Source organism: Streptomyces sp. NPDC024698 (assembly GCF_055559015.1).
In genome coordinates this window covers 90,692-104,585 of record NZ_JBVHLK010000003.1, presented here as the reverse complement: position 1 = coordinate 104,585, position 13,894 = coordinate 90,692, and the positions used below count along the sequence as shown (strand labels likewise).

At 73.3% G+C, this 13,894-nt stretch carries 13 protein-coding genes; 8 read left to right on the top strand and 5 right to left on the bottom strand.

The window, feature by feature from the left end:
• Nucleotides 1-85: 85 nt before the first annotated feature.
• Nucleotides 86-1,102 (top strand): MerR family transcriptional regulator, encoded by a 1,017-nt coding sequence (locus tag ACZ4AA_RS08285; RefSeq protein ID WP_467597425.1) that lies wholly within the window; start codon nt 86-88, stop codon nt 1,100-1,102.
• A gap of 153 nt (nt 1,103-1,255) precedes the next feature.
• On the opposite strand, the gene ACZ4AA_RS08280 is transcribed toward ACZ4AA_RS08285, so the two are convergent.
• The 3 genes from ACZ4AA_RS08280 to ACZ4AA_RS08270 form a co-directional block, all read right to left on the bottom strand.
• Nucleotides 1,256-2,035, bottom strand: coding sequence for a DUF4142 domain-containing protein (locus ACZ4AA_RS08280; protein ID WP_467597421.1), 780 nt, complete (start codon nt 2,033-2,035; stop codon nt 1,256-1,258).
• A gap of 212 nt (nt 2,036-2,247) precedes the next feature.
• Entirely contained in the window at nt 2,248-3,624 is a 1,377-nt protein-coding gene (locus ACZ4AA_RS08275; RefSeq protein WP_467597417.1) for a cryptochrome/photolyase family protein, read from the bottom strand.
• A 204-nt stretch (nt 3,625-3,828) separates the two neighbouring features.
• Nucleotides 3,829-5,355: an SDR family oxidoreductase gene (locus tag ACZ4AA_RS08270; protein WP_467597414.1), complete on the bottom strand. Its 1,527-nt coding sequence runs from the start codon at nt 5,353-5,355 to the stop codon at nt 3,829-3,831.
• 154 nt (nt 5,356-5,509) lie between these two features.
• Here ACZ4AA_RS08270 and ACZ4AA_RS08265 point away from each other — a divergent pair, with 154 nt between their 5' ends.
• Complete coding sequence (locus ACZ4AA_RS08265) at nt 5,510-6,031, top strand: MarR family winged helix-turn-helix transcriptional regulator (RefSeq protein WP_467597411.1); 522 nt, start codon at nt 5,510-5,512, stop codon at nt 6,029-6,031.
• Nucleotides 6,032-6,176: 145 nt separating this feature from the next.
• Nucleotides 6,177-8,318 carry an MMPL family transporter gene (locus ACZ4AA_RS08260; RefSeq protein ID WP_467597408.1) on the top strand — a complete coding sequence of 714 codons (2,142 nt, stop codon included), beginning with the start codon at nt 6,177-6,179 and terminating at the stop codon, nt 8,316-8,318.
• 39 nt (nt 8,319-8,357) lie between these two features.
• Here ACZ4AA_RS08260 and ACZ4AA_RS08255 read toward each other — a convergent pair whose 3' ends face one another.
• Nucleotides 8,358-8,525, bottom strand: coding sequence for a hypothetical protein (locus ACZ4AA_RS08255; RefSeq protein WP_339127605.1), 168 nt, complete (start codon nt 8,523-8,525; stop codon nt 8,358-8,360).
• Between the two features lie 249 nt (nt 8,526-8,774).
• Between ACZ4AA_RS08255 and ACZ4AA_RS08250 the strand changes: the two genes are divergently transcribed.
• The 5 genes from ACZ4AA_RS08250 (at nt 8,775) to ACZ4AA_RS08230 (ending at nt 12,780) form a co-directional block, all read left to right on the top strand.
• Nucleotides 8,775-9,257 carry a hypothetical protein gene (locus ACZ4AA_RS08250; RefSeq protein ID WP_467597403.1) on the top strand — a complete coding sequence of 161 codons (483 nt, stop codon included), beginning with the start codon at nt 8,775-8,777 and terminating at the stop codon, nt 9,255-9,257.
• 173 nt (nt 9,258-9,430) lie between these two features.
• Complete coding sequence (locus ACZ4AA_RS08245) at nt 9,431-9,514, top strand: putative leader peptide (RefSeq protein ID WP_467598891.1); 84 nt, start codon at nt 9,431-9,433, stop codon at nt 9,512-9,514.
• A 324-nt stretch (nt 9,515-9,838) separates the two neighbouring features.
• Nucleotides 9,839-10,393: an NADPH-dependent FMN reductase gene (gene ssuE, locus ACZ4AA_RS08240; protein ID WP_467597400.1), complete on the top strand. Its 555-nt coding sequence runs from the start codon at nt 9,839-9,841 to the stop codon at nt 10,391-10,393.
• 5 nt (nt 10,394-10,398) lie between these two features.
• Nucleotides 10,399-11,583, top strand: a complete 1,185-nt coding sequence (locus ACZ4AA_RS08235; protein WP_467597398.1) for an SfnB family sulfur acquisition oxidoreductase — start codon at nt 10,399-10,401, stop codon at nt 11,581-11,583.
• 54 nt (nt 11,584-11,637) lie between these two features.
• On the top strand, nt 11,638-12,780 hold the full coding sequence (locus ACZ4AA_RS08230) for an LLM class flavin-dependent oxidoreductase (RefSeq protein WP_467597395.1): 1,143 nt from the start codon (nt 11,638-11,640) through the stop codon (nt 12,778-12,780).
• Here ACZ4AA_RS08230 and ACZ4AA_RS08225 read toward each other — a convergent pair.
• Nucleotides 12,770-13,843, bottom strand: a complete 1,074-nt coding sequence (locus tag ACZ4AA_RS08225; protein ID WP_467597392.1) for an acyl-CoA dehydrogenase family protein — start codon at nt 13,841-13,843, stop codon at nt 12,770-12,772. The two genes, ACZ4AA_RS08230 and ACZ4AA_RS08225, sit on opposite strands and share 11 nt — an antisense overlap.
• Nucleotides 13,844-13,894 lie beyond the last annotated feature (51 nt).

Below are 13,894 nucleotides of genomic sequence, written 5' to 3'. Positions count from 1 at the left end.
CTGTGCGGGACCCCGTGGAACCGATTGTGTGAACCGGGGGACAGACGCGACAACTCGCATCGTTTCTGCGTCGTATAGTCGCCGTATGGGTGACAGCCGGTCGGATCAGGGGCGGGAGCCGGGCACGGGATCCGCCGAGGCCGGGGTCACCACGGGCGCGCTGGCCCGCCGTCTCGGGGTGTCACCCACCACCCTTCGTTCCTGGGACCGCAGGTACGGCATGGGGCCCGCGGTGCGTTCCGGCGGGCGGCACCGCCGGTGGACGCCCCAGGACGTGGCGATGCTCGAGGAGATGTGCCGGCTGACCTCGGCCGGGGTGCCGCCGGCCGAGGCGGCCAGGGCGGCCAAGGACTCCTCCGAACCGCCGGCGCCCGGCGCGGGGGCCGCCGCCGACGAGCCGGAATCCCTCGCGCGGGCTGCCGGGGCGGAGCCGCTGGGTGACCCGCGGCAGGAGTGCAAGGGGCTCGCGCGCGCCGCCGTACGCCTCGACGCGCCTTCCGTGGACGACCAGTTGACCTCGCTCGTGGAGCGGCACGGTGTGGTCGTCGGCTGGGAGGAGGTGATGGTGCCGACCCTGCACGCGGTGGGCCGCAAGTGGGAGTCCGCCGGTGACCGTTACGTGGAGGTGGAGCACCTGCTGTCGTGGCACATCTCCCGGGCGCTGCACCGTGCTTCGGCACCGGCGGGGACCGGACCGCGGACCACGGGGGCGGGTCCTGTCGTCCTCGCCTGTGTACCGGGCGAACAGCACTGCCTCCCCCTGGAGGCGCTGCACGCGGGGCTGGTCGAACAGGGCCTGCCCAGCCGGATGTTCGGCGCCGCGGTCCCCCCGGAGGCACTGACCGCCGCGGTCCGGCGGCTGGGTCCTTCCGCCGTCGTGCTGTGGTCGCAGACCCGTTCCACCGCGGACCGCCCCCTGGCCCGGCACATCGCGGCCACCGCCTGGGGGGTCAGGGGAGCCAGGGCCCATCCCGCCGTCCTCCTCGGCGGCCCCGGCTGGGCCGGCCGCGCGGAGCCGGGCATGCTCCGGCCGCCCGGACTCAGGGAGGCCCTGACCGCACTGACGGGCCTGGCCGACGGGCTCACGCCCCAGCCCGGCTGACGGGCCCACGCTCACGCCCCGGTCCGGTCGACAGGTCCGCACCCCAGCCCGGCTGACGGTTCCACACCCCGGTGCTGCTCCCGCACGCGTCACGGCCGCCCTCGCGAACTCCCGCGAGGGCGGCCGTCGTTCGGTCTTCGCGACCCGTGCGGGTCAGCCCACCGTCGGCGTCGGGGAGGGCTGCACGGGCAGCGAGGCGCCGGGCGCGGGCAGCGAAGCCCCGGCCGATGGGAGGGAGGCGCCGCCCGCGGGCGGGGTCAGGACGACCTCGGGCTCGCCGGGCTGCGGCGGGGGAGGCGTCAGATTGACCGCGGGCACCTTCGGGATGCTGGTCTCCTGGACGATCACGTAGTTGAAGTCGACCAGCCCGGTCTTCTCCATCACGGTGATGTGGTCCAGCACGGTGTCGTTGGCCTGGTCGGCGAGCTGCCGTACGAGGGTGTTCTCGGTCGTGGCGCGGATCTTCGCCACGGTCGAGAAGATCTGACCGTGGGTGATCCGCAGGATGTTGGCGAAGTCGCTGTCGAACTTCGAGCCGGAGTCCGCGGCCAGGGTCGACACGAAGCCCTGCTGGAGCGGGGAGGGCTTGTTGGGCAGCGTGATGCCGAGTTCCTTGGCCACCTTGCGGCTCGTCGCGTCGAGCCCCGCGTGGCCCGATATCAGGTGCTGTCCCGCCGTGCGGACCGCCGGGGTGGTCCCCTTCTGGAGGGCCAGCTGCCCGACCGGGTACTCCCACAGGCCCGCCGCGCGCACCTTGACCACGAAGTCGCGGTCGGCCTCCGTCAGCGGTCCCGAGGACGGGTTGGCTATGACGACCACCGAGGTCGCGGACGTGGTCTGGATCCCGAGCATGGCCGGATAGGCGAGCGCCGCCAGGGTCAGCGTCAACGCACCGGTCACGAAGAGTGTTCCCGCGTTCCGTGTAATGCGCATTGAGGAGCCTCCTGGGGGCGGGTACGGCGGTTCCGGAGCTGTCGGCTCCGGGGTGGCCGCGCGGTGGATCCGGTGCGCACGGACCCGGTACGAGTGGTTCGGACGACCACCTATACGGCGGCGCACCGCCGAAGAATCTCTACAACAGGTAAAATCCCCGGCAGTTTATCCGCGCTTCGCTCCGCTCGTGCACGGGACCGGGGTCCTTGCGCTCAGTCCAGGCCCCGGGCCCTCTTGAACCTGGCCAGTCCCTCGGACAGTTCGACGATCGGGTCCGGGTAGTCGTCGCAGGCCGCCCGTTCCAGGCCCCGGAGTTTCCACGGCTCGTGCACCTCGCGCCCCGCGATCGCCGCCAACTCGGGCACCCAGCGCCGGACATATGCCCCGTCCGGGTCGTAACGCCTGGCCTGGGTCAGCGGGTTCAGGACCCGGTTGGGCCGGCTGTCCGTGCCCGTCCCCGCCATCCACTGCCAGTTGAGCTGGTTGTTGGCCACATCGCCGTCCACCAGCAGGTCCAGGAAGTGCCGGGCCCCGACCCGCCAGTCCACGTACAGCGTCTTGGTGAGGAAGCTCGCCGTCAGCAGGCGCCCCCGGTTGTGCATCCAGCCCTCGTGGCGCAGCTGCCGCATCGCCGCGTCCACCACCGGATAGCCGGTCCGTCCCTCCCGCCACGCCTCGATGTCCTCCGCCGCCTCGGCCCCCGGGCGCCAACGGTCGTGCCGGGTGCGGTAGTCGGCGGCGGACGCGTCCGGCCGGGCCGCCAGCACCTGGTGGTGGAAGTCCCGCCACGCCACCTGCCGTACGAACGCCTCGGCGCCAGGACCGCCCGCGCCGCGCGCCCGGTGGACCAGCTCGGCCGGCGACAGCGTGCCGAAGTGCAGATGCGGGGAGAGGTGGGAGGTGGCATCGCCCGGCAGGTCGTCGTGACGGTCCTCGTACGCCCCGATCCCGTCGCGCAGCCAGGCCGTCAGCCGCTTCCTGGCCTCCGTCTCGCCGCCCGGGGCCAGCCCCTCGGACACCGCCGACACGTCCGAGCGGGCGGGCACCGCCTCCGAACCGAGGCCGTCCGGCACCCGGACGGCCCGGGGAGCCGCGAGCGGGTCCCGCAGCGGCTGCCGCTCCCACTGGCGGTGGTACGGCGTGAAGACGGCGAAGTGGTCGGAGGCCGCCGGGGTCACGGTGCCCGGGGCGAGTGCGGTGATCACCGCCTCGTGGACGTGCAGCCGGCGTCCCTCCGCCTCCAGCGCGGTGCGCAGCCGCTCCTCCCGTCGGTGGGCGTAGGCGCTGACTCCCGCCGCGACGTGGACGTCGTCGGCGTCCGCCTCGGCGGCCACCTTGGTCACCTCGGCCGCCACGTCGCCCGAACGCACCACCAGGCGGCCCCCGCGTTCGCGCAGCCCGGCGTCCAGATCCGCCAGACAGTCGGCGAGGAACGCCATCCGGTTGGGGGCGGTGAACCCGGCGTCGGCGACGGCCTCGTCGCGGACGAAGAGCGGTACCACCGCGTCCGCGCCGTCGAGGGCGGCTCGCAGCGGCGGGTGGTCGTGCAGTCGCAGGTCAGAGGTGAACAGGACGATCGAGACGGTCATGGGAGTGCTCCGGTGCGGCGCTCAGGGGGTAGGGCATCGGTCTGCTTCGGCTCGGGCTTCACCCGCGGATGCGCTCCGCCCGACCCCGCTCCCGGCTCGCGACGGTCCGTCCGGGCCAGGAGCGGGGTCGGGCCGCCCTCCGGATGGCGCGTGGCCGGTCCGGTACGAGGTCGGCGGGTGTGCGGCGGTCGGTACGGCGCCGGGTCAGGGAGTGGGTGCCGGGGCCGGCTCGGTGGTGGGCATGTTCTTGGCGGCCAGGGCGATGTTCCGGGCCATGCCGCCGAACACCACGGCGTGAAAGGGCGAGACGCTCCACCAGTACAGATGCCCGAGCAGCCCGTGCGGATGGAACAGGGCCCGCTGCCGGTAGCGCGTACGCCCGTCGTCCGTCGCGTCGGCGTACATCTCCAGCCACGCGAGGCCCGGCAGTCTCATCTCGGCCCGCAGCCGCAGCAGCCGCCCCGGCTCGATCTCCTCCACCCGCCAGAAGTCCAGGGAGTCGCCCACCCGCAGCCGGTTGGCGTCCCGGCGTCCGCGCCGCAGCCCCACTCCGCCCACCAGCCGGTCCATCCAGCCGCGCACCGCCCAGGCCAGGGGGAAGGAGTACCAGCCGTTGTCGCCGCCGATGCCCTCGATCACCCGCCACAGATTCCCGGGAGAGGCGTCCACGGTCAGTTCGCGCTCGTCCTCGTAGAGACTGCCGCCCGCCCAGTCCGGGTCCGTGGGCAGCGGATCGCTGGCCGTCCCGGGATACGAGGCGGACGACCACCGGGTGGTCACCTGGGCGTCGCGCACCCGCTGGAGCGCCAGGGTGACGGCGGCGTCGAAGCCGATCGGCCGACCCGGGGGATCGGGCACGTACCGGGCGATGTCGTGTTCCCGGCACACGACCTCGTGGCGCAGCGACTCGGTGAGCGGACGCGCGATGGACGCGGGCACCGGGGTGACGAGCCCGACCCAGTGACTGGACAGCCGGGGCGTGAGGACCGGCACGGGGAAGATGAGCCTGCGGGGCAGTCCGGCGACGACGGCGTACCGCCGCATCATCTCCAGATACGTCAGGACGTCGGGCCCCCCGATGTCGAAGGCGCGGTTGACCTCCGGGGGCATCCCGGCGCTGCCGACCAGGGTGCGCAGCACATCGCGTACGCCCATCGGCTGGATCCGGGTGTGCACCCAGCTGGGCGTCACCATCACCGGCAGCCGCTCCGTGAGATAGCGCAGCATCTCGAACGAGGCCGAGCCGGAGCCGATGATCACCGCGGCCCGCAGAACCGTCGTCGGCACGCCCGAGTCCATCAGGATGCGCCCCACCTCGGCCCGGGACCGCAGATGCGGCGAGAGCTCCCGGTCCGGCACACCCGCGGGGGTGAGGCCGCCGAGATAGACGATGCGCCGAACGCCGGCCGCGCGGGCCCGCTCACCGAAGATCCGCGCGGCCCTGCGGTCCGTCGCCTCGAAGTCGTGGCCCGTGCCGAGGGCGTGCACCAGGTAGTACGCGACCTCGCACCCGCGCAGCGCGTCGGCGACCGACTCGGCGTCCGTGACATCGCCGCGCACCACCTCCGCCTCGCCCGCCCAGGGATAGTCGCGCAGCTTGGCGGGGGAGCGGGCCAGACAGCGCACCCGGTACCCCTCGGCCAGCAGTTCGGGGACCAGCCGTCCGCCGATGTAGCCGGTGGCACCGGTCACCAGACACCTCGGGCCGGTGCGGGTCTCCTCGTCGCTCATGCGTCCTCCGTCGCTCGCCACCGTGCCCCCGCGGGCCGCCGCCCTCCCTGATCCCTTCCACCCGGGCACCGCCCTCGGATGCGCCGGACGGGGCCGCCGCCGGGTGCCGGACGCCCGAACGGGGGAGGTGCCGGGACTTCTATAGGCTGATCACGTGGCCAGACGAGACGACCGTGACGACCGGACGGGTGATCCGGACCCCGATGCGGGCCAGGAGCGGGGACCGGCCGTGGCCACGGATCTGCACGCCTTCGCGGTTCAGCTGCGCCGGATGAACGGCGAGATCAACCGGCTGGTCCACGGCTTCGCGGCGGATCACGGTCTGCACGCGACGGACGTGCTGGCGCTCGCGGCGATCCTCGACGCGCCCGAGCCGCTCACACCGGGCCGGCTGCGCGAGCACCTCGGGCTCACCTCGGGCGCGGTCACCGCCTGTCTGGACCGGCTCGAACGCGCGGGCCACGTCCGGCGCGTCCGGGAGAGCCCCGACCGCAGGGTCGTCCACCTCCACTACGTACCGGACGCGAAGTCGGCCGCGCGCGCCCACTTCCGGCCGCTCGCCGACGTCACGGCGAGCGTGAGGTCCGGTTTCAGCGAGGACGAGCTGTCGGTGGTCCTCCGGTTCCTGGCGGCGATGAACGAACAGCTCTCGGCCGTACGGTCGCCCGGGCGCTGACCGCGTCCGGCGCGTCCCGCACCCGCCGCATCCGAACGGCCGCCCGGGCCGGAAGCCGGGGCATGGTCTACGATCTGGCCGCGAGATATCTCAATGATTGAGATTGTCATTCATTGAGACACCTGTCCGTGACACCTGGAGAGCAATGTCCCTCACCCCGCGACGAGCCCTGTGGCTGATCCCCGTCGTCCTGCTCGTCGCCTGGCTCGGCATCGGCGGCACCCTCGGCCCCTACGCCGGCCGGCTCGGCGAGGTCTCCACCAACGACCAGGCGGCCTTCCTGCCGCGCAGCGCCGAGTCCACGAAGGTGGTGGCCCAGCAACGGGCCTTCCAGCAGGACGGGACACTGCCCGCGATCGTCGTGTGGACCGCGGACGGCGGAGGCTCCACGGCCCGGGCGGCACAGTCCGCCGCGACCCGCGCGCTCGCCTCCCTCGCGGGGACCCCCGGCGTGGTCGGCACGCCGTCTCCCGCCCTGCCGTCACGCGACGGCAAGGCGCTGGAGGGGGTGGTCCAGCTCAGGCCCGACCTCGGCAAGCAACTGCCCGACGCCGTGGATCGCGTTCGTACCGCCGCCGCGGGTGTCCCCGGTACGACCGTGTGGCTCGCCGGACCCGCGGCGAGCCAGGCCGACCTCGGCTCCGCCTTCTCCGGAATCGACGGACTGCTGCTCGGGGTGGCCCTGGCCGCCGTCCTGCTGATCCTGCTGCTCGTCTACCGCAGTGTGCTGCTGCCCTTCCTCATCATCCTCGGATCCGTGTTCGCGCTCGGCCTGGCCTGCGCCATCGTCTACGTCCTCGCCGACCACGGCGTCGTACGCGTCGACGGCCAGGTGCAGGGCATCCTCTCGATCCTCGTGATCGGCGCCGCGACCGACTACGCGCTGCTGCTGAGCGCCCGGTTCCGTGAGGAACTCACCCTGAACACGGACCGGTTCACGGCCGTGCGGGCCGCGCTGCGGCAGTCGTGGGGCGCGATCGTGGCGAGCGCGGGAACCGTCGCCCTCGGACTGCTGGCCCTGCTGCTCAGCGACCTGACGAACAACCGGTCCCTCGGTCCGGTGGGCGCCATCGGCGTCGCCTGCGCCGCACTCAGCTCGCTCACCTTCCTGCCGGCCGTCCTGGTCCTCCTCGGCCGCGCCGCCTACTGGCCGGCCAAGCCGCGCCCGGCCGGCGGGACGAGCGCGGGCGGCGGCATCTGGAACCGGATCGCGGGGCTGGTCGACCGCGCGCCGCGCACGGTCTGGGCGGCGGCCCTGGCCGGGCTCCTGGCCTGCGCGGCCTTCGCGCCCACCCTGACCGCGAAGGGCATCCCGCTCGCCGAGACCTTCGTCAACGACGCGCCGTCGGTCGCCGCGCAGGCCACCCTCGGACGGCACTTCCCCGGTGGTTCGGGCAACCCCGCCGTGATCATCGCGAACGCGGACCGCGTCGACCGGGTCACCTCCGCGGCACGGGCGACGGACGGTGTCGCGTCGGCCGCGGCCGTCACGGCGTCCGGGCGGCCCGGCGGCGGAGCGCCCCGGATCGTCGACGGCCGGGTCCGGGTCGACGTCACGCTGCGGTCCGCCGCGGACAGCGACGCGGCCAAGGCGACGGTCGCGCGGCTGCGCACGGCGGTGCACGCCGTACCGGGCGCCGACGCGCTCGTCGGGGGCTACGCGGCGCAGCAGTACGACACCCGGCAGACCGCCGAACACGACCGGACGCTCATCGTGCCCGTGGTCCTCGCCATCATCCTGGTGATACTGACCGTCCTGCTGCGCTCGCTGCTCATGCCGGTGCTCCTGGTGGCCACGGTGGCGCTCAACTTCCTCGCCACGCTGGGCATCTCCTCGCTGGTGTTCCGGCACGGGTTCGGCTTCACGGGCACCGACGCGTCCGTGCCGCTGTACGGCTTCGTGTTCCTGGTGGCCCTCGGCGTCGACTACAACATCTTCCTGATGTCCCGGGTCCGTGAGGAGTCGCTGCGGCACGGGGTGCGCCAGGGTGTGCTGCGCGGACTCGTCGCCACCGGAGGGGTGATCACCTCGGCGGGCGTGGTGCTGGCCGCGACCTTCGCCGCCCTCGGGGTGATCCCGCTGGCCTTCCTGGTGCAGATCGCCTTCATCGTCGCCTTCGGCGTCCTGCTCGACACCCTGGTCGTCCGCTCGCTGCTGGTGCCCGCCCTGGTCCGCGACATCGGGCGCCTGGCGTGGTGGCCGGGGGCGCTCAGCCGCGAGTCCGGTGCCGGCGCCGAGCAGGCGCCCGCGCCCGGGGCCCGGGGGGACGAGCGGGTCGAGGTCTGAGAGGCCGGGTCCGTCCCGGTCCGTGAGGCCGGCGCCGGGTCAGTCCTCGTCGCCGGCCGGAACCACCACGAGGAACGCGTCGGAGTTCAGGTCCATCACGACCGTCGCCTTCAGTCCCTCGGTCCGGCGCCGGGCCGCGTACTCCTCCGCGGTCCAGGATCCACGCGGAGCCCCGGCGGGAAATCGTTCCAGCACCTTTGTGCCCATGGCGGCAGACACCTCCAGCTCGGACGGCGGACCCGGAGCGCCGAGTCCCGTGGAGTGCGCTTGCCCGGCGACCGCCGATTCACGCCTACGAGGAGAAGGCCAACTCCCGCGCACAGGCGGCTCGTCCGCCCGGAAGGCATAGGCGCGGCAAAGCCTGCCGCGGGCTGTTGATCTCCGTCGTCACGAATCCGACACTGTGGTGGCCGCGTGTCCATGCCGGGACGCGCGCGGACGGGGGGCTGACGGGACATGAACGGACCCATACCTGGCACGGTGGAAGTCGCGGTGCGCCACATCCTCAGCGACAGGACGACCGGGTTCCTGACCAGGACCCGAAGGATCACCTGGAAGGACAGCGTGTACCGGGTGCGCCGGCCGGCGTCCGCCAAGCAGAGCGTGGAACTCATCTGCCCGGTGTGCGACGCCTCCCTGCTGGCCGAGGTCCGCACCGAGGCCCGTACCCGCCGGACCGGCGCCTTCCTGCTGGTCCTGGCCGCCCTGAGCGTCGTCGTCTTCGTCGCCGCGTTCGGCTACGCCGTCCACGAGGGCGGCCGCACGCTGCCCGAGGGCCAGTCGCTACCGGCCCTGTTCCCCGTCAGCGTCGTCTCGGTCTTCGTCACGTTCGTCGCCGCCCCGGTGCTCCTCCTGCGGGGCCGCCGCTACAACGGCGTCACCCTGCTCGACGCCCCCAAACCGCGCCGGAGGCACGGGATCATCCCGGTACGCGGCTGAGCACCGGAGCGGCGGCGGGCGCACCCGGCGGCACCGGTTTCCCGTCCGGTTGCCGCGCGGGGCGGTGCCGGCCGGGCGTGCGTCCGCGGACACCGGTCCACGGCACGGTCCGGGATGCGAGACCGGACCGCCGTTCCTTGACTGCCCCCGCTCTGGGCTGCGACGATCTCCGCATGATGATGCGACTGGACCTCACGCGGCGACGCCATGTCGACCTCGCGCGTGTCAGCAGCGCCTTCTGTTGCCGCGAAGTCTGACGACCCCGACCCCCGGGTCTCCTTCGCGCGGTCCGTCCGCCCACGGTGGCTTGTCCGCCCCCTGGTCCGGTACGTGCCCTGGTCTCGCGTCCTCGCCCCGGTGCCCGAACTCCGCCTGATCGCGGCTGAGTTCCCCGACCCCGACGCGTCCTGAACGGCCCTCGGCCCCTCGGCCGTGCCTCGGTTCGTTCGGCAGCCCGTCGCCACCGGAACGCCGGTCACGCCCGCACACCCGGAACCAGGGCCACGGAACCCACCCGCGAGCCCGCTCAGGGCATTCACCCGGAACCCGTCCACCGGATCCCGTTTCACGAAAGAGGACTCATGGCCACCGTCCTGTCCGTCTCCGGCAGCCCCTCGGTCTCCTCCCGCACCGCCAAGCTGGTGCGCCACCTCGACGCCCGGCTCGCCGCGCAGGGCCACGAGGTGATCCCCCTGGACGTCCGCACCATCCCCGCGGAGGCGTTGCTCGGCGCGGACTTCCAGCACCCCGCCATCGTCGAGGCGGCCGAACTCTTCGCACGCGCCGACGGCGTGGTCATCGGCACCCCCGTCTACAAGGCCGCCTACTCCGGCGTCCTCAAGGCCCTGCTCGATCTGCTCCCGCAGTACGCCCTGGCCGGAAAGACCGTGCTGCCGCTGGTCACCGGAGGCAGCAACGCCCATGTGCTCGCCCTGGACTACGCGCTGCGCCCGGTGCTCAACTCCATGGGTGCGGCCCATATAGTCCAGGGCTGGTTCACCCTCGACAAGGACATCATCACGGGGCAGGACGGGAGCGTCACCGTGGCGCCGGGTTCCGCCGAGGCCCTGGCCCAGGTGGTGGACCAGTTCTCGGCGGCCCTCGGCCGCACCCAGTTGCTCGCCGCCACGGGCTGACGCCGATGACCGCCAAAGTGATCGCCGACGACGCCGAGGCGCTGGCCGTCGCCGCCGCCCTCGCCGACGAGTTCCGCGCCGGAGCGTCGGCGAGGGACACCGAACGGCGCCTTCCGCGCGAGGAGTTGGAGCGGCTGTCCGCCTCCGGTCTGCTCGCCGTCAGCGTGCCGACCGAGCACGGGGGAGCGGACGTCCGCGCCGAGACCCTGGCGGAGATCTTCCGGCTGCTGGCCTCGGCCGACGCCAGCCTCGCCCAGATCCCGCAGAACCACTTCGTGTACGTGAACGTGATCCGCCGTCAGGGTTCGCCCGAACAGAGGGAGTTCTTCTTCGCGCAGGTCCTGGAAGGGCGTCGGTTCGGCAACGCGCAGTCGGAGGCCGGTACCCGGCACGTCCAGGACATCCGCACCCGGCTCGCACCGGGCCCGGAGGGCTCGTACCTGCTCACCGGCGTGAAGCACTACTGCACCGGGGCACTCCTCGCGGACTGGATCCCGGTCCTGGCCCGCGCCGAGGACGACAACCTGCACGTCGCCTACGTCCCCCGGGACGCCGACGGACTGACGGTCCTCGACGACTGGGACGGCATGGGGCAGCGCACGACGGCCAGCGGCACCGTCCGCCTCGACGATGTCCTCGTCCCGGCCGACCGGGTGGTCCCGCACCATCTCACCTTCCGGGGGCCACAACTGCACGGAGCCTGCGCGCAGTTGCTGCACGCGGCCATCGACGCCGGGATCGCGGCGGGCGCGCTCGCCGAGGCGGCGGAGTTCGTGCGCACCAAGAGCCGTCCCTGGTTCGAGAGCGGTGTGGACACGGCGGCCGAGGACCCGTTGCTCATCCAGCGCTTCGGTGAACTCGACCTCCAGGTACGGGCGTCCGAGGCACTGCTCGGTGTCGCGGGCCGTGCGGTCGACGCGGCGCGCGGCGAGCTGACCGACGCCTCGGCCGCCGAGGCGTCCCTCGCCGTGGCCGCAGCGAAGGCGCACACGTCCGTCACCGCCGTGCTGGTCGCGGACGCCCTCTTCGAGGTGTCCGGAACCCGTTCGGCGCTGAACTCCCTGAACCTGCACCGGCACTGGCGCGACGCCCGCACCCACACCCTGCACGACCCGGCCCGCTGGAAGATCCAGCACCTCGGCCGCCACGTCCTGAACGGCACCCCGCCCCCGCGGCACGGCCTCCTCTAACCCCCGTCCGACGGGCCGCACGTCCGTCGGTCCCCACGATCGGAGAACCCCGCCGTGTCCCTCACCTTCCACTGGTTCCTGCCCACCAACGGAGACAGCCGCCATGTCGTCGGCGGCGGCCACGGCTCTCCGGCCACCGCTTCCGGGCGGGACCGGCCGCCGACCGTCGCCTATCTGAGCCAGATCGCCCGCGCCGCGGAGGATCTGGGATTCCTGGGCGCCCTCACCCCCACCGGTGCCTGGTGCGAGGACGCGTGGCTGACGACCGCGATGGTCAGCCAGCGCACCGAGCGGCTGAAGTTCCTCGTGGCCTTCCGCCCGGGCTTCGTGTCGCCCACGCTGGCCGCGCAGATGGCCTCCACCTTCCAGCGCCAGACGGACGGGAGGCTGCTGCTCAACGTGGTCACCGGCGGGGAGAGCCACGAGCAGCGGGCGTACGGCGACTTCCTCGACAAGGACGCCCGATACCGTCGTACCGGCGAATTCCTGCGGATCGTCAAGGAGTTGTGGGACGGCAAGACCGTGGACCTGACCGGTGAGCACCTGAGGGTCGAGGACGCCCGGCTCGCCCGGGTTCCCGACCCGGTCCCGGAGGTCTACTTCGGCGGCTCCTCACCCGTCGCCGGTGAGGTCGCCGCCCGTCACGCCGACGTCTACCTCACCTGGGGCGAACCGCCCGCCCAGGTCGCCGAGAAGATCGCCTGGATCCGCCGACTGGCCGCCGGGCAGGGGCGCACCCTGCGCTTCGGCATCCGGCTGCACGTCATCACCCGCGACACCTCCGAGCAGGCCTGGGCCGAGGCCCACCGGCTTCTCGACGGCTTCGACCCGGCCACCGTACGGTCCGTGCAGGAGGGGCTCGCCCGCAGCGAGTCGCAGGGACAGCGACGGATGCTCGCGCTGCACGGCGGCAGCAGGGACGGACTGGAGATCCACCCGAACCTGTGGGCCGGCATCGGCCTGGTACGCGGCGGAGCGGGCACCGCCCTGGTCGGCAGCCACGACGAGGTCGTCGAGCGGATCGAGGAGTATCACGCCCTCGGCATCGACGAGTTCGTGCTCTCCGGCTACCCGCACCTGGAGGAGGCCTACTGGTTCGGCGAGGGGGTCCTGCCCCGCCTCGCCGCGCGCGGTCTGTGGCGGAACCCGTTCGCGGCCCCGGCCACCCCCGCCGTCCAGGTGCCCTTCACGGGCTGAGCGGGGCGGCGGGGCCGGGCGGTGCCAGCGACCCCAGGTGCGCGGCGCGCACCTGGGCGGTCTGCCCCTGCACCAGCAGGAACATCCCCTCGCGCGCGAGCCGCTGGGCCGGGCTGCGCAGATCCATCGACCGTCCGCCACCGGCCACGACGGCCGCCGTGGTGGCCGCGCGCATCACGTCGTACGCCCGCGTCTTGCAGACCAGGCGTTCCTCGATCCGCTCGGTCGGCACCGGGTGGTCGGCGAGTTCGTACGCCTGCCGTCTGACCTCGTCGAGACGTGCCCGCAGCACGTCCGCCGTGTCCCTCGCCGAGGGGTCGTCCCCCAGTAGGCCGATCGCCGCCGCCGTGATCCCGAAGACGGCGGGCGAGGCGTTGGTGTTCTTCGGCTGGTCGGTGACCGCCCAGGTCTCGTACGGGACGCGCAGCACCACCGCCTCCTCGGGCAGCCAGAACCCGTCCAGCTCCAGGGAGACCGTCCGGGACGCGGTCAGCGCGGCGAGCCGCATCGGCGGGGACGGGCGCAGCCCCGGCTGCTCGCGCGCCTCCGTGAACGCGAACAGGGCTTCGTCGCGGTCCGTCACCCCGGCCAGCAGCATGACGTCGTTCAGCCCCCAGCCGGTGTACCAGGGCACCCTCCCGTCGAAGCGCCGGCCGCCCCGCTCCCGGGTGACCCGCACCGGGACGCGCGGGTGGGCGCGCAACTGGGCGTAGGCGACACCGGACAGCAGGTCCCCGCGCGCGAGCGGACCCAGCAGCCGGTCCCGTACCGGAAGGGCGCTCCGCGCCAGCATCGCCACCGGGGTGTGGTGCTGGGTCTGCACGAACCAGGTCGAGCAGCACGCCGCGGCCAGGATCTCCGCCGTCTCACGGACCACGGCGGCGGGCGCCGCCGAACCGCCGTCCGTGACCGGGGCCGTGATCCCGAGCAGTCCCGACCGCTTGACGGCCTCGACACTGCTCGCGGGCATGCCGTCCCGGTCCACGGCCTCCGCCCGGGGCGCCAGCACTCCGGCCGCCAGGTCCCGGGCGGCGGTCACGAGCGGATGGGGCGGGACGGTCATGGAAGGAATCTCCCGCTGTCGTCGTGGCGTATGTCGATCCGGCGTTCTCCC